Below are 21,091 nucleotides of genomic sequence, written 5' to 3' on the forward strand. Positions count from 1 at the left end.
TGCGGAATATCGAGGCGCGCCGCCGCGATCAGGATACCGAACACGGCGGCGGCGCCAGCCATGTCGTACTTCATGTCCTCCATGCCCGAGGCGGGCTTGAGCGAGATTCCGCCCGCATCGAAGGTCACGCCCTTGCCGACGACGACGACGGCGTCGCCGCCCGCGCCCTCGTGCTCCATCTCGATGAAGCGCGGCTCCTCGACGGACCCGCGGGCGACCGTGAGGAGGCCGCCGAACCCTTCCTCCTCCAGCCGCTCCCGATCCCGCACCTCGACCCGGAAGCCGTATTCTCCGGACAGCCGCTCCGCCTCCGCCGCGAGATAACGCGGCGTCGCCACGTTGCCCGGCAGCGTCACGAGTTCGCGCGTGGCGTTCTGCGCCTCGGCGAGCACGCAGCCCCGCCGCACGGCGGCTTCGGCCTCCGCCCCGGCCTCGCCCCCCGCGATAAGGACCCGCTCTTCCGGCGCGGCGGTGCGGCCCTCCGCGTCGCGGAGCCCGTCGTAGCGCCAGTCTCCCAGCGCAAGCCCCTCGGCGGACGCCTGCCACACGGCGCCGTCCGCCGCCTCCGGCACGCGGAACCCGACGGATCCGAGGCCGCGCTCGCGCGCCGCTCTGACCCCGGCCCCCGCCGCCCGCCGGCACGATTCGGCTGCCGGCCTCGCTGCGGCGTTGAGGCGAACCACGAAGACGTCCGGGACCTCCGCCGCTCCGAGCCGCACCCAGCCCGACGCCTCCCCGGAGCGGCCATGCCCCTCCAGCCACGCCGTCGCCGGGCCTTCCCACCACTCTCCCGTCGACTCCGCGTCATCGAACCACGGGACCACGAGAGCGTCCAGTTCGCGTTCGACGGGTATCCCCGAGCGTATCTCCACCGACACCTTCCTTGTCTCAACGAAAGAAGCGGGCTCGGCAGTCCTCTGAAGGCTTGCGGCCCGCTTCCGTTGGCGTGTTGGCCGGCGCCGGACGCGGCGGGCTCCGACCCCTCCCGCGACTTCGGCTCAGCGCTCGTCCATCGGCACCCAGCGCAGATCCATCTCACCTACATACTCCGCACGCGGCCGAATGAGCCGGTTGTCGGCGTGCTGCTCCATCACGTGCGCCGTCCAGCCGCCCATCCGCCCCATCGCGAACAGCGGCGTATAGAGGTCGATCGGAATGCCGAGCGCGTAGTAGACCGTCGCGCAGTAGAAGTCGACGTTCGGATTGATCCCCTTCTCCGAGATCATCCGGTCCTCCAGCGCGCGGGACATCTCATAGAACTTCCCGAGACCCGCCTGCTGGGTGAGCACGCGGGACATCTCGCGCAGGTGCGTCGCCCGCGGATCCTCCGTCTTGTAGACGCGGTGGCCGAAGCCCATGATCTTCCGCTTCTCGGCGAAGGCCCGGTCGAGCCACGGATCGACGTTCTCCGTGTCGCCGATCTCGAGCAGCGTGTGCATGGCCCTCGCGTTCGCCCCGCCGTGCAACTCGCCCTTCAGCGCCCCGACGCCCCCGGTCACGGCCGAGTGCATGTCCCCGAGCGTGGCGGCGATGACGCGGCAGGCGAAGGTCGACGCGTTGAACCCGTGGTCGAGGTACAGGAGCAGCGTGCGGTCGAGCGCATCGACGGCTTCCTCCGTGCCGGGCTCGCCGTTCGCCATCCTGACGAAATCGGCGGACAGCGAGAGCGACGGATCGGGCTCCAGCGGCTCCAGCCCCTGCCGAATGCGGTGGATCGCGGCGATGATTGTCGGCGTCCGCGCCACGAGCCGCTCCGCCTTGCGCCGGTTCGCCGCGCTCGAGTTGTCCTCGGCGTCCGGATCGTACACGCCCTCGAGGGAGACCCCGGTCCGCAGGGCAGCCATCGGCACGGTCTCCGCGGGGAGCCCCTTCAGGCCGTCTATGGTTCTCGGGTCCAGCGCCCGTTGACCGGCTAGCGCCACCTCGAACTCGTCGAGTTCGGCCTGCCTCGGCAGCCGCCCGTTCCAGAGCAGGAATACGCTCTCCGGGAACGAGACGTTCGGCGCGAGTTCGTGGATGTTGTAGCCCCGGTAGACGAGGATGCCCTTGAGTCCGTCAATGAAGCTGAGGTGAGTCTGCGAGGCGACGACGCCTTCTAGTCCTTTCCCGGCGGCGGCGGTCATTCTGTCACGAGGCCTTTCGGTATGGCGCGGAGATTTCCGCGCGGACGGCCAGCAGCCCGTGGCAAAGCCCCGACGCAGGGTTTTGCCACGGACTGCTAGCGGATGGCAGGATCGAGTTTCGCTTCCTTGAAGTGCTTCTTGAGATCATCGAGACTGAGCTGCTCGAACGAACCCTGTGGGAGCCGAAGCCGCCGCTGGGTCTGGTACGGGTCGGAGAAACAGACGAACACGACCGCCTCGAAATCGTCGGGCGGAGCCTTTTCGTTCGGATCGGGCCAGAAGACCTCGCGGGAAGCGAGCCATGCTTTCCACCGGCGTCCGTCGTCATCCTGGAAGGTCTTTGTCATTTCCACCTCTGGCGGCCGGGACGCGTCGCTCGCGAACGGGCGACGGGACGTTTCCGGCCCGGATACGCATTCATCGCAGCCAAGAAAGATAGCGTGCGATCACGGCATCGGGAAGAAGGTTCGCGACTCGGAGAGACCGGCGAACGCGGTCGGATTCGGTCAGCCCGGCGGGACCTCCCGCTCCGACGCATCGGGTGCGGGGAGACGGCATCCGAAGGCGAAACCGCCACCCATGAGAAGGCCCACGAGCAGCCCGAGCAGAATCGTCACGAGGACGTAGTACAGTGTGATGGTCATGGGGGAAGAATGTCGCTTCTGACCGCGGATGTCCAGCGCCCCGCGGGCCGGTTACGCGTCGCCGTTACCTGTCGCTGCGGCGCAGGCGGCGGAGGACGCGCTGCTGGAAGGCGATCCGTTCCATGACCCGGTCGACGATCTGTTGCGCGTTCTTCCGCGAGCGGCCGTCGGCGGCCAGGTCGTCGTACGGCACGGGCCGGCCCACGTAGATGGAAACCCGCTGTCCGATGCGGGGCAGGCGGGAACCGATGGGAAGGACGCGATCCAGTCCGTCCAACGTGATCGGGACGACGTGCGGGCGGGTCTGGAGAATGACCATGCCCGCGCCGGCTCGCCCGCGTCCGACCTGCCCGTTCCGCGAGCGCGTCCCCTCCGGGAAGAGCGTGAGTATTCCCGCCCGCAGCACGTTTGCCGAGCGGATCATCGCGCGCAGGTCGCGGCGGCCGCGCCGCACCGGAATGCACTGGAACTGGTGGAACACCCAGCCGAAGAACGGGTTGCTGAAGAAGTTCTCCGCCGCGGCCGCATTCCACGGCGCGAGGTGGGGCCTGAAAGTTTTTTCGGGAAAGAACAGGTAGTAGGCGATCGGAAACGAGTCGATCATCGACTGGTGATTCGAGAGAACGAGCGTGTTCGGCAGGTGGGGCACGCGTCGCCGTCCATAGACCCGCGTTCGGTTGAGGAGCCCGAAGAGGAGGAAGACGCAGGGTGGCGCCACGAGGTTCGTGATGATCCAGCGCGTGACCGGCGTCAGCCACCGCGTGATGGGGCCCGGGGCCCAGTCCGGGGGCGATGCGTTCGCCCGCTTCGGGTTCTCGCGATCCATCATCGCCTGAGAGTAGGTTGCCTCGGAATCGGCGGGAAGGCCGGGCGGCCGAGACGCCCGCGAACCACGGAGATCTGGAGCCAGCGCGCGTGCGAACGATGGACCTTGCCATCATCGGAGGAGGGCCGGTCGGGCTCGAGGCCGCGGCCCGCGCGGCCCGCACGGGACTCGCGACGATTCTGTTCGAGGCGGGCGAGGTGGCGGACCACGTCCGCGCCTGGGGATGGATGCGGCTCTTCTCCCCCTTCGGGTGGAACGCGGGACCGGGCGGGCTGGAGGTGCTGCGCGGCCAGGGGGGTGAGCTGCCGGCGGCGGAGGCGCTGCTCACGGGCGCGGAGTTGCGGACGCACTACCTGCTGCCCCTGGCCGCGGCCCTCCGGTCGCGCGTGGAGGTCCGCGAGGGCGCGCGCGTGCGTGACGTCGCCCGGGCGGACTGGTTGAAGGGCGAGGCGCTCGGAGAGGCCGCCCGGGCGGACCAGCCCTTCCGGCTGCTCGTGGAGCAGAACGGCGCCGAGACGGAGGTGTTCACCCGGGCCGTGTTCGACTGCTCGGGGACCTACGGGCGGCCCAACTGGGCGGGCCCGGGCGGCACGCCCGCCATCGGCGAGCGATCCGCGCGGCGCGCGATCGAATACCGCATCCCGGATGTGCTCGGCGCCCAGCGCGGGCGCTACGCCACGCGGCGCACGCTCCTTCTCGGCAACGGACACTCCGCCGCCACGACCGCCTGCGCCCTCGCGGCGCTGGCCCGGGCCGGCCCCGCCACGCGGTTCACCTGGGCCAGCCGCGAGGCGCACGGCGTCCCGCTGCGGGCGATCCCGGACGATCCGCTTCCCGAGCGGGTGAAGCTCACGCGCCGCGCCAACGCGATCGCCGCCGAACCGCCGCCCGGCTGCGAGTGGCTCGCCCGGAGCCGGCTGATCACGGTCCGGGAGATCGACTCGCGGGGCTTCGATGTCGACCTGGAGATCGACGGGAAGGTGCGGCCCGACCGCTTCGACCGGATCGTGGCGAACGTCGGCTACGAGCCCGACGACGGCCTCTACCGCCAGCTCCAGGTGCACACCTGCTACGCGTCCCTCGGCCCCATGGGCGTCTCCGCCGCGCTCCTCGCCGCTCAGGGCCCGCCGGGCGACGCGCCGGCGGACTGCTGCATCGCGGCGGACGCGCTCGGACCCGAGACGCTGCGCAACCCCGAACCCGGTTTCTTCGTCCTGGGCGCCAAGAGCTTCGGCAAGAACTCCGCCTTCCTCATGCGGACGGGGTACGAGCAGGTCGCCGACGCGTTCTCTCTCCTCGGCTGGAACGCCGCGCGCACGACCGGGGCGCGCTGATCCGGCGGGCCGGGTCGGCCCGCGCGGCTCACATCCTCTTGTAGGCCGGCCCGCTTCCGCCCTCCCGCGGCGTCCAGCGGGGACCGAGGATGTCCGTCGCCTTGCAGTCGATGCAGTTCGGCGCGTTCACGACCAGGCGGTCGCCGTCGCGCTCGTACACGCCGGCCGGACAGAGGCTCGCGTACAGGTCCGCCATCTCCGGCGACACCGCGGTGCCCGCTTCGGTGCCCGCTGGCGCGGTCGCCGTCGCACCCGGCCCCGCACCCTCCGTGCCCGCCGCACCCACCAGGAGGTGCGAGGGGATGTCGTCCCGGGTCGCGTTCCCGGAGCGGAACACCGCGTCGACCTTGGCGACCGCGTGCTCGCCGTCGTAGGCGGACTCGAGCCCCAGCCGCTTGCGGCGAGGGCCCGCCGCGTCGGGCTTGCTCGGGATCCGGCCACCGGGAAACGTCCCGCCCGTCGCCTGCATGAGCCCCGCCTTGACGCCTCCCGCGAAGAAGCCGGACTTGAAGGCGAGCCGCTGGTTCCGGTTGCGGTACAGCGGGTCCTGGATGAGGCTCTCCCTCAGCGCCGCGTCGTAGGACGCGAGGCGGGCCGCCGGGACCGCCCCCTCCGCCCCGTCCAATCCCTCGCGGCCCTGCGCGCCCCCGTCTACGCTGCCGTCCGCCCCCGTGCCCCCGTCCGACAGGGCCCGGCCGATCGCGTCCGCCGCCAGGACTCCCGACCGCATCGCGTAGTGGATGCCCTTGAGCGAGGCGACGTCGACGAGGCCCGCGGCATCTCCCGCGATGAGCAGGCCGTCCCCGCTCAGCCGGTCCGGGATGGCGTGGTAGCCGCCCTCCGGAATCGTCTTCGCTCCCCACTCCACGAGTTCGCCCCCGTCCAGGATCCCGCGCACGAACGGGTGCTGCTTGAAGCGCTGCAGCAGCGCGTGCACGTCGAGGTCCACGTAGGGCGCGTCGAGGCCCACGACGAGACCCAGCGACACGAGATTCTCGCCCATGGGGTAGATGAAGCTGCCCCCGAACGCATCGCGCGGCAGCGGCCAGCCCATGGTATGGGTGACCGCGTCGGGCGGATGCGCGACCTCCCACAGTTCCTTGACGCCGAGCGCGAAGATCTGAGGGTTCGCCGAGCCGATGCCCTCCCGCTCGAGCCAGGCCTGGCTCAGCGGCCCGCGGGTCCCTTCGGCGAGCACCGTGACCCGCGCGGAGAGGTCCGTGGCCGGCATGTAACCGCCCGCCGGATTCCCCTCCCGGTCGAGACCGGCGGGCGTCGTGCGCACGCCGACGACCTGTCCGCCGCGCATGAGGAGCGCGTCGGCGGGGAATCCCGTGAACACGTTCACCCCGAGTTCCTCCGCCCGCGCGCCCAGCCAGCGCACGATTTTGCAGATCGAGGCCACGTGGTGGCCGTGGTTCCGCATCGAGGGCGGGGTCGGGAGCCGGATCCTGCCGCGCTCCGTGAGGAGGAGCACCCGGTCGCCCGCCACGCGGCCCCGGAGCGGAAGCTCCGCTTCGTCGAGATCCGGGAAGAGCGTGCGAAAGGCCTCCGGGTTCACGACCGCCCCGGAGAGGCAGTGCTCCCCGAGTTCACCCGACTTCTCGAGCACGCCGATCTCGAGGTCGGCGAGCGGCCCGCCCTCCGCGCGGTCGCGCGCCGCGAGTTGCGCCAGCCGGATCGCGCCCGCGAGCCCGGCCGGACCTCCGCCCACAAACAGGACATCCAGCGGCACCGCCTCCGGGTCGGGGTCCTCCTCGATGATGAAGCGCCCCCCCGGCAGCGGCGGCTGCGCCGAAGCGGGAATCAGCGGTCTCACGGCGGCGTCCCGAGAACGCCCGCCTCGCGGAGGAATCCCAGCGTGGGTTCGAGCGGGAGCGCTTCGACCGTCCGTCCCCGGTGCCCCGTGACGGATGTCGCCTTGAACAGGGAGTTGATGACGGCTTCGTCCGTTGCCTCGACCACCGCCTCGAACACGCGCGACAGCGCGCCGCCGCCTCGAACGGCCTCCCCCTCCCCGGTGGAGAAGGCGATCGCGTAGTCGCCCGAACCGTGCGACATGTACGACCCGGTGCGGGCGAGTCCCATGAAGGAGCGGTCGGCCACCCGGTCGAGTTCGCGGTGGGCCAGTGGCAGGTCCGTCGCGATCACGATCATCACGGACCCGTCGGACCCATCGGGCCCATCGCCATCCCCCTGATCGCGACCACCGCGCAGACCGGCGGCGGCGAGCTTCTCTCCCACGCGCACGCCGTCGATCCGCAGCGAACCGCCGAAGTTGCTCTGCACGAGCACGCCGACGTTCACGACCCGGCCGCCGATCTCGACCCGCCGCGACGAGGTCCCGATGCCGCCCTTCCAGCCGAAGGCGATCGTCCCCGTCCCGGCCCCGACCGCTCCCTCCTCCACCGGGCCGCCCGCCGCCGTCCGCAGCGCCTCGCGCACGTGCTCCGGCCGGATCGGACGGACGCGGATGTCGCTCAGGTACCCGTCGTTCGTCTCGCCGACGACCGGGTTCATCGAGCGCACCTCTCGGTTCGCCGGGAGCGACAGGAGGGTATCGAGGAGCGCGTCCGCCGCGCGGAACACGCTCAGCGTCCCGGTGAGGAGGATCGGCGTCTCGATTTCGCCGAGTTCGTTGACCTGGCTCAGCCCCACCAGCTTCCCGAACCCGTTGCCGACCGCGATCGCCGCTCGCACCCGCCGCTCGAACACGTTGTCCCCGTGTGGGAGAATGGCCGTGACCCCCGTGCGGATCGAGTCGCCCACCCACACCGTACGGTGGCCCACACGCACCCCGGGCACGTCCGTGATCGCATTCAGCGGCCCCGTCGGCAGCCGCCCGATGAGGACGCCCGCCTCCCGCGCGCGCGGCCGCTCCTCGCCGGCCGGCCGCGCCTCCTGACCCGTGGCGTCCGCGGGCGGCAACACCGCCATCGCCGCAAGTACGAGCGCCGCCGACCCTGCCCCGCTCGCCGCGCGGCTAGTTCTCACTGCTGATGGTCGCCCGCTCGATGTAGTCCAGTTCGGCGAACTCGGCCTCCAGGTAGGCGTTCCCCTCCTCCTGAATCCGTCCCTGGCTCGGCCCGCCCCCGCTCGGCGCCCCCTCGCCGTACTCCGAGTAGAGCGCGTCGACGACCTCCATCCCCGAAATCACTTCACCGATGGCGGCGAACCCCATCCCATCGAGCCGCGAGTTGTCGCCGAAGTTGATGAAGAGCTGCGTGCTTCGGCTGTTCGGCATGGACGTCTGCGCGAAGCTGATCCGCCCGCGCGTGTTCCCCACCACCACCGGATCGTCCTGGATGTTCGCGTCCCGCCACGCGCTCTGGATCTCCGGATTCCCGTTGATCCCGAACTGCGCCATGAAACCGGCGATCACGCGGAAGAACCGCACGTCGTCAAAGAACCCGTTCTCCACCAGGTTGTAGAAACGGTCCACGCCATTCGGCGCCCACTGGCGGTGCGCCTCCACCACGAACGTGCCCTTCGAAGTCTCGAACCGAGCCTGAAAAGTCTCCGGTGCCGTCATGTTCACCTCTGCCGAAGCCGGGTCCCCGAGGAATTCGCTCGGCCCTCCACCCCGTTCGCAGGCGCTCACCGCCAGCAGACACCCGAGGAGCAGCCAACCCGGCCTGAAACCGGACCTGGATAGACGCGACCGTACCATCTCGACCCCCGTCAGCTTCTTGTGTGTTTTGAGTGCGCCGCGCCGGGCCATTGCCACGGCCTGCGGGCGGGCGTGCCGTCAGATACGGCGTGCCACGATGTAACGATATGCGACCGGAATTGCGACGAGCACGAACAACGTACTCGAAATCAACCCGCCGATGGTCGCCAGCGCGAGCGCGTTCCAGATGTTCTGATCCTGGGACGGGGCGAAGAGGACGAGTGGCAGGAGCCCGAACACCGTCGTGAGCGTCGTCATGAGGATGGGGCGCACGCGCTCCAGCGTCCCCTGCACGATCGCCGCCGCCGTCGGCATGCGTTTGCGCACTTCGCCGATGTGGTAAACCACAAGGATGGCGTTGTTCACGACGATGCCGCCCATCATGATCGTGCCGATGAACGCGGTGCGGGTGAAGGTCGCGTCGGTGTAGAAGAAGATGAGGAAGACGCCGATGAGGGCGAAGGGCAGCGAGAAGAGCACCACGAACGGCGCCAGGAGCGACTCGAAGAGGCCGGCCGTCACCATGTAGATGAGGAGGATGGAGAAGGCGAGGACGACCCACATCTGCGTCGTCTCCTCCGTCGTCCAGCCCCCGTAGCGCGACTTTTCGATCCGGTAGCCCGGCGGGAGTTCCATCGCGTCCACCACAGCGTCGCGGACGACATCGCCGAACCGCACCGGCCCGCGGAACTCCCAGGCCACGGTCCGCTCGTACTGCTGATCTTCCCGCCGGATGCTGGCCAGGACCTGCCGCTGCCCCACCTCCGCGACGCTGGCGAGCCGGAGTTCCTCGCGGGAGGAGATCGGCACGCGCAGATCGCTCAGATCGTGGAAGTCGAACTCGCGGTACCCGTCCACCTTGACGGCGAGCTGCACCTCCTCGCCGCCCACCCGGATCGGGTTCCCGGACGGACGACCCTGGATGTTGCGCGACACGTAGTTGAGCAACTGCTGAACCGGGAGGTTGTAGGCCGCCAGCGCCTCCCGGTCCGGCTCCACGTAGTACTCGAATTCCCGGTCGCGCTGATACCAGTTGCCGGTCGCGTTCGGGTCCACGTCGCGGATCCTCGAGAACCGCGTCAGGCGCGACGCGATTTCCTCGGCGATCTCCTGCACCGTCAGGTAGTTGTACCCAAGCACCTGGAGGCTGTAGTTGGGTGGGCTCGAGCCGCCGCCGTAGAAGCTGGGACCGTATCCCCGCACACGGACGTCGACGCCCGAGAACCCGTAGCTGTACGCCGTCATCTGGTCCTTGATGTGCACCGGGATCGACGTATGCTCGAGTTCGTCGGGGAATTCCGCGCGCATGTACGCAAAGTTCGGTCGGACCTGCGCCTCGAAGCGTTCCACTTCATCGATGGTGGCGAGCTTCGCCTCGAAGGAACGGGCGAGTTCGTCCGTGCGCTCCAGCCCCGCGCCGCGCGGGAAGCTGATCGTGATCGTGATCCCGCTTCCGCCCCCTCCGAATCCGCTCCAGTAGCTCCCCCTGCTCACGTGCTCATCGAACAGGTACCAGCTCCCGCCGAGGCTCCCGAGGCAGAGGAGCGCGATGAGGACGGGGTGCCGCAGGGCGAACCCGAGCAGCGACCGGTACCCCGCGATGTAGAAAGGTTCGGACGGCCGGGTCGGCGATGAGGCGGCCTCCCCGGTCGTGAGGGCCGCATCGACTACGGTCCCGGCGGAATCCCGCATGCGGGCGACGCGCGAGGCGAGCGCCGGGACGAAGGTGAACGCCACGAAGAGGCTGGCGATGATCGAGAAACCGACGGCGAACGTGAGCGGCAGGTAGTAGACCCGCAGCTCTCCCTGGAGGAAGAGGAAGGGGACGAGCACGATCGCGGTCGTCAGCGTCGCGGCGAGCACCGGCAGGACGACCTGGCGCGCGCCGCGGCTGGCGGCATCGGATGGGGCCGCCCCCGATCGGCGGTGACGCTCCACGTTTTCGAGCACGACGATGCCGTTGTCGACGACGAGGCCGAACCCCCACGCGAGCCCCCACAGCGTGAGCAGGTTCAGTGAGAACCCGCCGATGTAGAGAAAGTTCACCGCGGTCAGGACGCTGAACCCGATCGTGGCGAACACGACGAGGACGGCGCCGAGCGACCGCAGGAAGAGCGTGAGGACGATGAAGATCACGATGGCCGCGGCGATGGCGCGGAGCCGGAGTTCCGTGAGCTGCTCGCGGATGTTCTCGCTCTGATCGGTCAGCAGCTCGAGGCCCACGCCCGCCGGGAGCGTCGAGCCCAGTTCGATCATTGCGGCCTTCACGTCGTCCGCGACCTGGATCACGTTCGTGCCCGACTGGCGGAACACGCTCATCAAGATCGTGGGCTGCGAGTCGATGCGCCACAGCAACGTCGGGTCTTCCGTCTGGTCGCGCACCTGCCCCAGATCGCCCACGCGGACGGGCCCATCCGGCCGCGTGAGGACGATCATATCCGCGATGTCGGACACCTCGAGCGCCCGAGTGCGCACGGCGATGGCGAACTGCCGCCCATCGAGTTCGACCGACCCGGGGGCCCTCGGCTCGGACAGCTCGGAGATCCGGCTGCGGACCTCCTCCGGCCTCAGCCCGAGCGCCTCCAGCCGGCCCCGATCCAGCTCGACCGCGATCTCGCGGCGCTCCGCCCCCCGGACGCGCACCTCGGACACGCCCGGCAGCCCCCGCACGAAGGGCTCGATCTCCTCCTCGGCGATCTCGCCCAGGCGCGCAAACGTATACGGGCCGGTCAGCGAGAAGCTGAGGAGCTGCTCCTCTTCGTCGGCGAACTCCTGCGGCACGTACTCGGAGAGGTCGGGCACCACGCCCCCGGGCAACTCGTCCCGGATGGAGTTGATCCGTTCGCTCAGCTCGAGACGGGCGAACTCCATGCGTGTCTCGCGCTCGAAGTGGACCTGGATCGAAGCCGTGGAGCCTGTCCCGCGCGCATCGGCACGGGACTCCGAGATGACCTTCTCCACGCCGCCGACCTGCTGGATGACGGTTTCGAGCGGCGCGGTCACGAACGCTTCCAGCGCCTCGGGCGAGGCTCCGGTCCAGGTGGCAGTGACCGTGAGACGCGGGAATTCGACCTCGGGCAGATCCTCGACCGGAATGAGCCGGAAGCTCGTCACGCCGAGCGCGAAGAGCGCGATGTAGATCGCGGCGGTCGCCACTGGCCGGCGGATGGCCAGATCGATCATGGTTCCACACTCCCTCGCGCCATGCCCGGAGCCGCCGGCCCGGAGCGGCCCCCGAGGCCGTACCCCGGCGTCGGCCGGACTGCGGACGGGTCGCGGCGTTCGGGCCGCGGGCCCGGGTCGGGCCCCACGGACACGGAGGGCTCGACCAGGACCGAATATACGACGGGCACGACGATCAGCGTGAGGAAGGTCGCGGAGATGAGGCCGCCGATCACCACGACGGCGAGCGGGGCGCGGAGGTCGGCCCCTGCCCCCAGCCCCGCGGCGAGCGGCAGGAGTCCGACCACGGTCGTGATCGTCGTCATCACGATGGGGCGGAGGCGCAGCCTGCCCGCTTCAAGGATCGCCGCCCGCTTGGCCAGCCCGGCCCGTCTGCGCTGGTTGATGAAGTCGACCTTCACGATGGCGTCGTTGACGACAATGCCGATGAGGATCACGAACCCGATGCCGCTCATCGCGTTGAGGCCGCCCCCGGCGATCCAGAGCGCGGTCACCGCCCCGATCGCCGCCAGCGGCACCGCCGTGAGAACGACGAGCGGCTGCACGAGTGACTCGAACTGGGCGGCCATGATCAGGAAGACGAGGGCCAGCGCGAGGCCGAAGGCGAAGGTGAGCGAGCGGAAGCTGTCCTGCATCTCCTCGTTCTCGCCGCCGACGCGCACGGTCGTGAGCGCCGGGCGCGGGATGTCCGCGATCGCGGCCTCCACCTCCCGGACGGCCGTCCGGAGGCCGCCCTCGGCCACGTCCGCCAGCACCTGGATCGTGCGGTTCTGATCCTCGCGCCGGATTTCGACCGGACCGAACCCCTGCCGGACCGTCACGAGTTCCCCGATCGGCACGCCCTGGAGCCGAAGCCCGAGCACTCTGTCCAGTTCCCGCCGGGCCGTTTCCGGAATCGTGACCCGGATGTCGACCTTGTCGGCGAACACCGAGTACGCGTTCCGGGTCTCCGATCCCCGCAGGTAGTCCTCGATCGCCGTCGCGACCGACGTCACGGTGATCTGGTGCCGGGCCGCCACCTCCCGATTGACCTCGATGACGAGTTCCGGCTGCGTGCGGAGGAAGTCCAGCCGCACATCGGCGAGCGCCGGGACGCCCTCGAGCCGGGTCTCGATCGCCTCGGCGACCGGCACGAGTTCCTCCAGTTCCCCGCTCTGCACCTTCACCGCGAGGTCGGCCTCCCCGATCGCCAGCGCCCTGCCAAGCGAGGTGGCCCGCCCGGTCTCGATCGTCACGAAGGCCGGATCCACGCCGCTTCCCGGGAGCCGAGCCCGCAGTTCGGCGATCGCTTCGCTCGTCGGCCGGGACGACCCGGCGAGCTGGACGTCGAGCGCCGCGTTGTTGAGTCCGGTCAGGTCGCGCGCCGCGAGTTCGCTGCCCCGGCTGCGGCCCACCCGGGTGAAGATGCCCGAGACATCCGCCATGTCGAGCAGGAGCCGCTCCACCTCTCCGGCCGCCTCGTCCGTCGTGCGGATCGGCGTCCCCTGAGGGAGGTTGAGTTCGACCCAGAACTGCTGCTCGTCCACGCGCGGCATGAGTCCCCGCGGGAGGGATCCGGCGAGCATGACCGCGCCGGCCAGCGCGACGACGGCGATGGAGAGGACCTCCAGCCGGTGCGCGAGGGCCCACTCGAGCGTCCGCTCGTAGCGGTCCGCGAAGCGCAGGAACGCGCGCTCGAAGGCCCGCAGAAAGGGACCGAAGAGCAGGCCCAGAACCCTGCCGCCGCCGGTCGCGACATCGACGCCCGTGAGCTTGACCGAGCGCCCCACGTAGGCGACCCCGCCCCCGACGCCTCGCACGCCCGCGACGGCGCCGGCCCGCACGGCCCGGCCGAACCGGCGCACGCGCCCCGGCCGTTCGGCTTCCGCCGCCTCCGGTTGCTCCGATGGGGACATCTCGCCGTCGAAGCCCGCGGCCTCAGCTCCGCGCTTGCCCCGGGCCACCTGCGCGGCGAGTACCGGGAGGAGCGTGAGCGCCACGAGCAGCGAGGCGAGGAGAGAGAACGTCACTGCAAGCGAAAGGTCGCCGAAGAGGGCACCCGCCACGCCCTCCACGTACAGCACCGGACCGAAGACGGCGATCGTGGTGAGCGTGGAAGCCGTGATCGCCGCCGCCACCTCCCGGGCGCCCCGCCCGGCCGACGCCCGTGCGCTCCCGCCCGACTCCTCGCGGTGCCGGAAGATGTTCTCGAGCACCACGATGGAGTTGTCGACCAGCAGCCCGACCCCGAGCGCGAGACCGCCGAGCGACATGATGTTGAGGCTGACGTCGAACGCGTAGCAGAGCGCGAACGCCGCCATGACGGAGATCGGGATGGCGAGCCCGATCGCGAGCGGATACCTCGGATCGCGCAGGAAGAGGAAGAGGACGAGGAAGGCCAGCGCTCCGCCGAGCAGCAGGGCGGAGACGACGTTCGAGATCGCGTCCCGGATGAACGCCGCCTGGCTGGAGGCGATCTCGATCGATATCCCCTGAAACTCCTCCCGCAACTGGTCCAGCGTCTCGCGCACGCCGTCCGCCACGCGGACCGTGTTCGTCCCCGCCTCCTTGAACACCTGGAGCCCGATCGCGGGCTCCCCGTTGAAGCGCGCGATCGTCTCGAGGTCCGCGATCGTGTCGACCACGGTGGCGACATCGGCCAGCACGACGGGACGGGCCCCGACGCCCCGCGGCCGCGCGATGACGACATCGAGCAGTTCCTCAACCTCCCGGAACTGGCCCAACGTGCGCAGGCTGTACTCGAACCGGCCCCGCTGGATCGTGCCGCCGGGCGCATTGTAGTTCGCCTGATCGAGCGCGTTCGAGATCTCGCTGAGCGAGACCTCGTGCACATCCAGGTACTCCGGGTCCACGATGACCCGCAGCTCCCGCTCGGGTCCGCCCGTCAGCCCCGCGAGCGAGACGCCGTCCAACTGCTCCAGGCGGCGCTTGAAGACGACTTCGGAGAGATCGCGCAGGCTGCGCAGGTCGGTCCCGCTCACCGCCAGCGTCATGATCGGATCGCTCGTCGGATCCGATCTCAGGATCGTGGGTCGCTCCGAGCCTTCCGGGAGCCTCTCCGTCAGATTGTCCAGCTTCTCCCGGGTGTGGAGAGTCGCGAACTCCATGTCCGTGCCCCAGGCGAACTGGAGCTGGACGAGCGACTGCCCCTCGCGCGATCGCGACGAGATGCGGCGCGCCCCCGGGATCGAGTACAACTGTTGTTCGATGGGTTCCGTGATGAAGCGTTCGACCTCCGCGGGCCCCGCATCCGAGTACGTCGTCCACACGGAGAGCGTCGGGAAGGCGACATCCGGCAGGAGATCGATGGGCAGGCGGAGGAACGACACCACGCCCAGCACGGCGATGCCCACATAGAGCATCGCCGTAGCCACCGGCCGCCGAAGCGAAACGTCGGGAAGCGCCAAGGTCAGCCGCCTCGAATGCGGTCGGGGTTCGTCATGGGTTGCCGGGCCCGCCCTCGATGTACTCGGCGAGACTGGACCACGCGATCAGGTAGTCGTACCGGCTCTGGGTCAGCGACGTCTCCGCGCGTTGCACGGCATCGATCGCGCCTTGCAGCTCGAGGAAACTCCCGGTGCCGAGCCGGTAACGTTGCTGCTCCATATCGAGACGTTCGCGCGAGATCGCATACGCCTGGTCCAGCAGATCGAGCGTCTGTGCCAGCCCCTCGATCTGGGCGCCGAAGCGCCGGACATCGCGTTCGATCTCGAGCCGCGCCCGCCGATAGTCCTCCTCGGCCTGCCGCCTGGCCGCCGATGCCTGGGCGTTCTGTACCTCACGAGCGAAGCCGTCAAAGAGATTCCACGAGGCCGAGACGCTGAAGCTACTGCTGGTGTCGCCGGGGTCGAACTGCCAGAACGATGCATCCGCACCGAAGGTCTCACCGCGTCCCCAGTTGAGAGACGCGGTAATCTGCGGCAGATACCTCGTGCGGGCGGACCACAGCGACGCGGACGCCGCGGACCGATCCGCCTCCAGCGCGGCAAGTTCGGGGTCCGTCGTCACGGCGGTGCGGATGATCGACTCGATGTCCGGCATCCCCGCCGGCATGCCTTCCTCGCTGGCTAGGACAAGTCCTTCGCCCGACTCGGGCGGCAGCCCCATCGAGACCACAAGCTGCCGGAGACCGACGTGCAGCAGGTTCTGCTCCGAGAGAAACCGCATTCGGGCTTCCAGGAGGTTCAGCTCGGCAGCCAGCACATCGGTGCGTTCGACGGCGGCGATCTCATACCGGCGACTGGCGATATCGAGTTCAGCTTCGCGGTCGGCGATCTGGGCTCGCGTCAGCTCCAGCAATTCCTGACGTCGCAGGGCGTCGAGGAACTCTCTTCTTACCGTCGCGATGACGGCGCGTTGCTGGTCGTCGTAACGCCGCTGGGCGCCGCGGAAGCTGGCCGCGCTCCGCTGAAGTTCCGCGAACCGCCGACCTCCATCGAGGATCGTCAGGCTGAGACCCAGCCCCTGATTCGCGGACTGGTTGGTAAAGGTGAGACGCTCCGGCAGTCGTGCCGCCGGTCCTTCCTCGGCTTCGAAGGTGGATCTGGTGGAACTCGAACGACCCAGCCCCAGGTTCACGCCCGCCCGCGGAAGAAACGCCCCCCAGGCCGCCAGCCGGTCGGCGCTCGCCCTGTCCGCCGCGGCAAGGGACGTTCGCAGCACAGGGCTTTCGCTCATGGCGAATCGGACCGCTCTCTCGATGTCGAGGGTGTCCGGGAGCGTCGGTCCCTGCGCGACCACCGGCCATCCGGCCGCAAGTCCCCCCGTGGCCAGCAAGACCGTTACGAGAAGCCGCAGCATGGGCCAGGTCACGGCCGGCCTCACCGCGAACCGTCCGTTGAGCCGCTTGTCGCGCCGTCCGGGGCGGGTTCCGTCGGCGTCGCTAGGTCGCCGTGGTTCTCGATGCGCACCTGGGCATCGTGCGTGAGCGTGGCGTGACCGTCGACGAGCACGACTTCGCCGCCCGCGGGCACGAAGGTGTCGTCTCCGTCCGGGCTGGGGATGATCTCGACCTGGGTGTCGTTCTCGAGGCCGAGCGTCACATACTCCCACTGTGCGCGCCCGGTCTCCGAACCCGGGGACCCCGGCTCGAACACGAACACGACCTGCCGCCGGCTCCGCTCGACGACCGCTTCCTTCGGCACGAACGTGCGGTCCGCGAGCTGCCGGCCGGCGATCCGCACGTTCCCCGGCATGCCCGGCACGATTCGAGCCTCGGGATTCGACAGCCGCACGGTGACCCGCGCCGTCTGCGTCTCGGGATCGACCAGCGGGTTCACGCTCACGACGCGCCCCTCGAAGATCTCTCCCCGGAGCGCGGGGAAGGTCGCCGTCGCCTGCCGCCCCACCTCCACGAGGGGCAGTTCCGAATGCAGGACCCCGGCGTCGATGTCGATCTCGGAAAGATCGACGATGGTCGCGATCGAATCGCCCGCCCGGACGCGGCTCCCGTGCGCCACAGCGAGGTTCGCCACCCGGCCGGCGAAGGGCGCGACGATCCGGGTCTTCTCCAGTTCGTAACGCGCTTCCGCGAGTTGCGCCTCCTGGTCGGGGAGGCCGACCCGGATCCGGGCCTGCTCGGCACGGGCCAAGCGGATCGAATCCGGCAACTCCTCATCAAAGAGCACGCGGTCCAGATACTCCGCCTCGGCGCGCGCCACCGAGGCTTCCACCCGCTGCTCCCGGATCTCGTAGAGGGTGGGGTCGATCCGTGCCAGCAGTTGGCCGGCCCGCACTTGTGTCCCCTCCTGCACCGGCACCGCGGTCACCGGCCCTTGGACCTCAGCATGGAGTGGGGCTTGGCGTAGAGACGCGGCCCGTCCGCTCGCCGTGACCCAGAGGACGAAGGTGTCGCGCTGGATGACGGCGCCCTCGACAGGGAGGAAGATGTCCGTGGCGAAGGCTGCCGCCGACGCCGTCCCGCGCACCGCCTCGGCCACGGAGTCCGCCGCGGCATCGCCGAAGCTCTGCGGTTCGTCCGTCTCGTCTTCGTTCAGCCGCATGAAGATGCCGGTGACGGCCGCGCCCGCGACGAGCAGGACGATCAACGTAACCCAATGACGTGCCTTCATAAGCCTCGCACCGCTGTGTTCCGTTCGCGTAGTCGACCAATCCGAGTGGTCGCGGCAAGCTCAATCTATCGCAGGGCTGTCAACCGGCTATCAACGGTCAGAGATCGACGCTTTGACACGGGAACCGGCCCCGACCGTTGTACGGCCCCGCGGACGGACAAGCTTGCCCCGCGAAGGAGAGCCTAGGCGAGCGAGGACGCCCGGTCAACTAATTCACTAGTAGGATTCGAGGGCGTCGATCTCTTTTCCGTATCGTGCACGAGGGCTCGCGATGCGTCAAAGCGATGCTGCACAGCTTCGGGGCGCCGTTCGGTCAGTGAGTGCTGGGTCGCGCTCTCCGGTTGTGTCACTGTCCGACATCCGAGAGTGGGGACACTCTCGATGGCTCGTTGCCGCCCATCCGGGGGGGGGGGCTAGCTTCGACCCAACGAGGGTCACCCGCGCGCAGGAATCGCGATGTTCGTTGGGCTGGCTCTTAGCATCCTTGGGGCCGTGGTTCTTACTTGGATCATGCGCGAAGTACGATAGCAGCGTGTCGGCACCATGAACTTGCAGAAGGAGAGGGGGTTGAATGAAGTGAGGATGGCTGGGCCTGAGTTCGGCGACGCCGACTGCGTGAGTCCCGATGATCTAGACTCAAGGTGCGGCTTCGCCTTCTGCATCCCTAACATTGGGTGTGGGCCAATGGACCGGTATTGGTGCCTTGGCGAATGTCGATGACATCGCGAAACAAGGAGCCGGCACGACCGGTGGGCGTGGCTCGATCATTTTTTTGCTGGTGTCTCTCGGGCGCCCTCCTAGCGTGTGCTCCGGCAATAGCGGCCACTCAGCAGGTGCTGCCGATCTCGTCGGAGCCAACTTCGTGCGAGGTCGTCCTCCAGGAGACGCTCAGTCTCGGAGCAATGGATGACCCGGGGACGATCGGAGTTCCCTCGGCAATCACGCGTGTCGAGTCCGGCGACTTCGTGCTTGCTACGCCGGAGAACGGCGCCGAGATGCTGGTTTACGACCGCCACGGCCGTTATCGGGAGAGGTTCGGGCGGAGCGGAGAGGGGCCGGGTGAGTTCTTCGAACCGGGCCACGGCATCCTGCGACCGCTGCCGGATGGCGGCGTGCTGGTGCTGGATCCCTTCATTCGGCGGATATCGCGCCTCTCTGCGGCTTGGGAGGCGGTGCGGTTGACGGACCTGGGCGCAAGGTTTACGACCAACTTCGTGCCGTTGGCTTCCGGTTCGGGGTTCGTGCTGGCGGGCTGGGGGACCGCCGAGTCGGAGCGCGCCGAGATCACGCAGACCATCGATCTCGATGGGAACGCACTCAAGATGATCGCCATCGTACCCACGGACGACGCGATGCGTAGTTTCTTCCCTTCGCCGCTGGCAACGGATGAGGGAGGGCGAGTGTGGCGCGCGCTGCCCACGGAGTACGCCGTCGAGGCGTGGGATCCCGCCAACCCAGGCAGCGTCATTCGGCTAGAGGGGCAGCCCGCTTGGTTCACGCCTGGCCCGCCATTGGAGGGGTATCCGCTCGACGCCCCGGCACCATCGGTCATCAACGGTCTGAGGTACGCGGACGGGCTCTTGTGGATTACGACACTGGTAGCGGACGACGAGTGGAGGGATGCCGTCGCCGATCCCGTGCCGCTCGTACCGCTCGATTTGCGGAAGATGATGGATGGAGTGATCGAGGTGATTGACGTCCGCACGGGTCGTCTCGTCGCTCGAACCGTACACGATGAGGTGCTGTGGTGGACCGGTGAGAAGTCTCTGTTGTACAGCATCAGAGAAGACGGCCTCGTTCCGCAGGCCGTCCTCTTTACGCCGTCGCTAGCCGGGGAGGCGTGCCCCGTCACGCCCATTCCGCCTCACTAGCTGTCGACGCGCTGATCCAGGCGGGAGGGCGGCATCGCGCGATGCCGCCCTCTCCGTACGTCAGATCCAGTCCTTCTTCCGGAAGTCAGCCATGACTTCGGCGAGCTTCTCCATGTCCGAGGGGAGGCCCATCGAGAGCCGGCTCCAGTCCGTCATCGGCGGGAAGGGGCGGCCCACGTTGAACCCGGCCTCGAACATGCGCTCGTTGTAGGTCGCGAGTTCGCCCTTGATCCGGTGCATGACGAAGTTGGTGTGGCTCGGCAGCACCTCGATGTCGAGCTGGCCGAGCGCGTCGTACATGATCGCCTTCGCCTCGTCGTTCGTCTTCACGCTCTTCGCGAAGAACTCTTCGTCGGCGAGCGAGGCGACGGCGGCCACGCCCGCGACGTGGTTGGGCGCGTTCCGCGTCGCGAAGGGGAGGACGCGCTGGACAGTGGCCTCGTGCGCGATCCCGTAGCCGAGCCGGATCCCGGCCATCGCGTACACCTTCGAGAAGGTGCGGGCGACGATCAGGTTCGGATGGCGCTCGATGAGAGGGACAAAGGTCTCGTAGCCGGGGTCGTCCGCGAGTTCGAAGTATGCCTCGTCCACGAGGAAGAGGTGCTGCTCGCCCTCGTCGCGGATCCAGTCCATGATCGGCCCGGTCGCGGTGAGCGTGCCGGTCGGGTTGTTCGGGTTGCAGAAGTAGATGACGCTCGGCGCGGACGACTTGGCGACCTCCTCGCGCATGCGGCCGATGTCGTGCGCGTAGTCGCTCGTGAGCGGAACCGTGACGTGGTCATAGGCGAACGGCTGCGAGTACCTCGGGACATCCTCATACGTCGGCTCGGCGTAGATGAGCCGGCCGCCGGGCGCCGCCCAGGCCGCCGAGGCGATGCGCAGGATCTCGGTCGAGCCGGAGCCGAAGAAGAGCTGGCCGGGCTTGACGCCGAAGCGGGCGACGAGCGCCTCGCGGACGAGTTCGCCGGTCGCGCCGGGATAGCGGTTCGCCTCGTCGAGCCCGTCGATGATCGCCTGCCGCGCCGACGGAGCGATACCGAGCGGGTTCTCGTTCGAACTCAGCCGGACGGGTCCGTTGTAGTCGCGTCCCGGTCGGCGGGGGTTGAAGAGGGTGTCGAGGCCGCGCGCCGTCGTCGCGCCCGCGAGGGGTGCGGCAAGGGGTGCGGCGGCGATGCCGGCAACGCCGGCGCCCGTGAGTCCGGCTCGGAGAAACGCCCTTCGCTTCATGTGGCCTCCCTGAGGTTCCGAGGACGCCCCCACCGCGGGGAGGCGGCGTCCGCCCATGCTTCGTTGAAACATGGCCCGCACGACGCCTAACGTCCAGCGCGCCGGCCCATCCCGCGTTCAGCGCGGAGGCGGGGGATCCCGG

General features: G+C 69.2%; 15 protein-coding genes. 2 read left to right on the forward strand and 13 right to left on the reverse strand.

Features of this window, described 5'->3' with window-relative positions; all coding sequences use genetic code 11:
• The 5 genes from RN743_RS03510 to RN743_RS03530 form a co-directional block, all read right to left on the reverse strand.
• Positions 1-872: M17 family peptidase N-terminal domain-containing protein (locus tag RN743_RS03510; protein WP_310776326.1), on the reverse strand; the 872-nt coding region annotated here is incomplete at its 3' end.
• 126 nt (positions 873-998) lie between these two features.
• Positions 999-2,123, reverse strand: coding sequence for a citrate/2-methylcitrate synthase (locus RN743_RS03515; RefSeq protein WP_310776328.1), 1,125 nt, complete (start codon positions 2,121-2,123; stop codon positions 999-1,001).
• A 95-nt stretch (positions 2,124-2,218) separates the two neighbouring features.
• A complete protein-coding gene (locus RN743_RS03520; RefSeq protein ID WP_310776330.1) occupies positions 2,219-2,470 on the reverse strand; it encodes a hypothetical protein in 252 nt (83 codons plus the stop codon).
• A gap of 159 nt (positions 2,471-2,629) precedes the next feature.
• On the reverse strand, positions 2,630-2,767 hold the full coding sequence (locus RN743_RS03525; protein WP_310776332.1) for a hypothetical protein: 138 nt from the start codon (positions 2,765-2,767) through the stop codon (positions 2,630-2,632).
• A gap of 64 nt (positions 2,768-2,831) precedes the next feature.
• On the reverse strand, positions 2,832-3,596 hold the full coding sequence (locus RN743_RS03530; RefSeq protein WP_310776334.1) for a lysophospholipid acyltransferase family protein: 765 nt from the start codon (positions 3,594-3,596) through the stop codon (positions 2,832-2,834).
• Between the two features lie 86 nt (positions 3,597-3,682).
• Here RN743_RS03530 and RN743_RS03535 point away from each other — a divergent pair, with 86 nt between their 5' ends.
• Positions 3,683-4,927: a hypothetical protein gene (locus RN743_RS03535; RefSeq protein ID WP_310776336.1), complete on the forward strand. Its 1,245-nt coding sequence runs from the start codon at positions 3,683-3,685 to the stop codon at positions 4,925-4,927.
• Between the two features lie 28 nt (positions 4,928-4,955).
• Here RN743_RS03535 and RN743_RS03540 read toward each other — a convergent pair whose 3' ends face one another.
• From RN743_RS03540 to RN743_RS03570, 7 genes are all read right to left on the reverse strand, one after another.
• On the reverse strand, positions 4,956-6,746 hold the full coding sequence (locus RN743_RS03540) for an electron-transfer flavoprotein:ubiquinone oxidoreductase (protein WP_310776338.1): 1,791 nt from the start codon (positions 6,744-6,746) through the stop codon (positions 4,956-4,958).
• Complete coding sequence (locus RN743_RS03545; RefSeq protein WP_343218982.1) at positions 6,743-7,864, reverse strand: P1 family peptidase; 1,122 nt, start codon at positions 7,862-7,864, stop codon at positions 6,743-6,745. The genes RN743_RS03540 and RN743_RS03545 overlap by 4 nt, the downstream gene beginning before the upstream one ends.
• Before the next feature lie 46 nt (positions 7,865-7,910).
• Positions 7,911-8,459 (reverse strand): peptidylprolyl isomerase, encoded by a 549-nt coding sequence (locus RN743_RS03550; RefSeq protein WP_310776342.1) that lies wholly within the window; start codon positions 8,457-8,459, stop codon positions 7,911-7,913.
• Between the two features lie 216 nt (positions 8,460-8,675).
• Positions 8,676-11,780, reverse strand: coding sequence for an efflux RND transporter permease subunit (locus tag RN743_RS03555; RefSeq protein WP_310776344.1), 3,105 nt, complete (start codon positions 11,778-11,780; stop codon positions 8,676-8,678).
• Positions 11,777-15,187 (reverse strand): efflux RND transporter permease subunit, encoded by a 3,411-nt coding sequence (locus RN743_RS03560; protein ID WP_310776347.1) that lies wholly within the window; start codon positions 15,185-15,187, stop codon positions 11,777-11,779. The genes RN743_RS03555 and RN743_RS03560 overlap by 4 nt, the downstream gene beginning before the upstream one ends.
• 31 nt (positions 15,188-15,218) lie before the next feature.
• Positions 15,219-16,604 (reverse strand): TolC family protein, encoded by a 1,386-nt coding sequence (locus RN743_RS03565; RefSeq protein WP_310776349.1) that lies wholly within the window; start codon positions 16,602-16,604, stop codon positions 15,219-15,221.
• Positions 16,601-17,851, reverse strand: coding sequence for an efflux RND transporter periplasmic adaptor subunit (locus tag RN743_RS03570; protein ID WP_310776351.1), 1,251 nt, complete (start codon positions 17,849-17,851; stop codon positions 16,601-16,603). The genes RN743_RS03565 and RN743_RS03570 overlap by 4 nt, the downstream gene beginning before the upstream one ends.
• Positions 17,852-18,963: 1,112 nt before the next feature.
• Between RN743_RS03570 and RN743_RS03575 the strand changes: the two genes are divergently transcribed.
• Positions 18,964-19,722, forward strand: a complete 759-nt coding sequence (locus tag RN743_RS03575) for a hypothetical protein (protein ID WP_310776353.1) — start codon at positions 18,964-18,966, stop codon at positions 19,720-19,722.
• A gap of 60 nt (positions 19,723-19,782) precedes the next feature.
• Here the strand turns inward: RN743_RS03575 and RN743_RS03580 are convergent, their stop codons facing one another.
• Positions 19,783-20,949, reverse strand: a complete 1,167-nt coding sequence (locus RN743_RS03580; RefSeq protein WP_310776355.1) for an aminotransferase class I/II-fold pyridoxal phosphate-dependent enzyme — start codon at positions 20,947-20,949, stop codon at positions 19,783-19,785.
• Positions 20,950-21,091: the final 142 nt, after the last annotated feature.

The organism is Candidatus Palauibacter scopulicola (genome assembly GCF_947581915.1).
GTDB classification, from domain to species: Bacteria; Gemmatimonadota; Gemmatimonadetes; order Palauibacterales; family Palauibacteraceae; genus Palauibacter; species Palauibacter scopulicola.

Bases quoted from the DNA above. Each gene is read 5' to 3' on its own strand.
- RN743_RS03550 (WP_310776342.1), bottom strand. From the start codon at position 8,459: ATGACGGCACCGGAGACTTTTCAGGCTCGGTTCGAGACTTCGAAGGGC.
- RN743_RS03545 (WP_343218982.1), bottom strand. From the start codon at position 7,864: ATGGCGGTGTTGCCGCCCGCGGACGCCACGGGTCAGGAGGCGCGGCCG.
- RN743_RS03520 (WP_310776330.1), bottom strand. From the start codon at position 2,470: ATGACAAAGACCTTCCAGGATGACGACGGACGCCGGTGGAAAGCATGG.
- RN743_RS03515 (WP_310776328.1), bottom strand. From the start codon at position 2,123: ATGACCGCCGCCGCCGGGAAAGGACTAGAAGGCGTCGTCGCCTCGCAG.
- RN743_RS03530 (WP_310776334.1), bottom strand. From the start codon at position 3,596: ATGATGGATCGCGAGAACCCGAAGCGGGCGAACGCATCGCCCCCGGAC.
- RN743_RS03580 (WP_310776355.1), bottom strand. From the start codon at position 20,949: ATGAAGCGAAGGGCGTTTCTCCGAGCCGGACTCACGGGCGCCGGCGTT.
- RN743_RS03555 (WP_310776344.1), bottom strand. From the start codon at position 11,780: ATGATCGATCTGGCCATCCGCCGGCCAGTGGCGACCGCCGCGATCTAC.
- RN743_RS03570 (WP_310776351.1), bottom strand. From the start codon at position 17,851: ATGAAGGCACGTCATTGGGTTACGTTGATCGTCCTGCTCGTCGCGGGC.
- RN743_RS03525 (WP_310776332.1), bottom strand. From the start codon at position 2,767: ATGACCATCACACTGTACTACGTCCTCGTGACGATTCTGCTCGGGCTG.